At 62.4% G+C, this 888-nt stretch carries 1 protein-coding gene; it reads left to right on the forward strand.

All coding sequences use genetic code 11. The annotated features are described in order from the left end of the window. A partial coding sequence (locus NQV17_RS37780; protein ID WP_257776157.1) for a GAF domain-containing protein occupies positions 1 to 888 on the forward strand: 888 nt, incomplete at both ends.

An 888-nucleotide genomic window follows, 5' to 3' on the forward strand; every position in this document is an offset into this window, starting at 1 on the left:
TTGGGGCGCCGACGGGAAAGTGCGGCAACTCGAGGAGAGGTATCCGTACCTGAGAGCGGAACAACCTGAGCCCCGGCCGACGATCACGATTTCAACGCCAGTCGAACACCTCGACCTCGCGACGGTGATCAAGGTGTCGCAAGCCGCCTCGGGCGACATCGTGCTGGACAAGCTGATCGAGATGGTCATGCGTACAGCCATCGAACAGGCGGGCGCCGACCGAGGCGTGTTGATTCTGTCGGACGGCGGCGAAGAACGGATAGCGGCGCAAGCGCTGACCACCGGCGACGCCCCCCAGTTGCAGCTGCGCGATGTTCCCGTTAGCACGGCGATGCTGCCGGAGTCGATCCTCAACCATGTCCTGCGCACCCGGGAGAGCGTCTTTCTTGATGATGCCGCGGCTGAGTCCTCGTTCGCCACAGACCCCTATATCCGTCAGCATCGCGCGCGTTCAATTCTCTGCTTTCCGTTGATGAATCAGGCGAAGCTCACCGGCGCGCTCTACCTTGAAAACAGTCTGACTGCCCGCGTGTTCAGTCCGGCCCGCATCGCCGTACTGAAGCTGTTGGCCTCGCAGGCTGCGATCTCGCTGGAAAATGCCCGCTTGTACCGCGATCTTGCGGAGCGCGAAGGGAAGATCCGGCGCCTCGTCGACGCCAACATCATCGGGATCGTCGTCTGGAATGCGGGTGGCGACATTCTTGAGGCCAACGACGAATTTCTTCGCATGGTGGGATACGAGCGGGAGGATCTTGCCTCCGGTCGCGTGAGCTGGAGGGATCTGACGCCGCCAGAATGGCTCGAGCGCGACGAACATGCCCTGGCAGAGATCGGGGCGACGGGGCGCGCGCACCCTTTTGAGAAGGAGTACATCAGGAAGGACGGCAG

The organism is Burkholderia sp. SCN-KJ (genome assembly GCF_024656005.1).
Taxonomy (GTDB): Bacteria; Pseudomonadota; Gammaproteobacteria; order Burkholderiales; family Burkholderiaceae; genus Burkholderia.